General features: G+C 70.6%; 1 protein-coding gene. It reads left to right on the plus strand.

Translation table 11 applies throughout. The annotated features are described in order from the left end of the window. Positions 1-367: adenosylhomocysteinase (locus tag NQU55_RS36285; RefSeq protein ID WP_256791884.1), on the plus strand; the 367-nt coding region annotated here is incomplete at both ends.

A 367-nucleotide genomic window follows, 5' to 3' on the forward strand; every position in this document is an offset into this window, starting at 1 on the left:
GGAGGTGCGCTGGGCGTCGTGCAACATCTTCTCCACGCAGGACCACGCGGCCGCCGCCATCGCGGTCGGCCCGAACGGCACCCCGGAGAACCCGCAGGGCGTGCCGGTCTTCGCCTGGAAGGGCGAGACCCTGGAGGAGTACTGGTGGTGCACGGAGCAGGCCCTGACCTGGCCGAACGCCGCCACCGGCGGCCCGAACATGATCCTGGACGACGGCGGTGACGCCACCCTCCTGGTCCACAAGGGCGTCGAGTTCGAGAAGGCGGGCAGCGCTCCGGACCCGTCGACGGCGGACAGCGAGGAGTTCGCCCAGATCCTCACCCTGCTGAACCGCACGCTGGGGGAGAACCCGCAGAAGTGGACCCAG

The organism is Streptomyces telluris (assembly GCF_024519335.1).
Taxonomy (GTDB): domain Bacteria; phylum Actinomycetota; class Actinomycetes; order Streptomycetales; family Streptomycetaceae; genus Streptomyces; species Streptomyces telluris.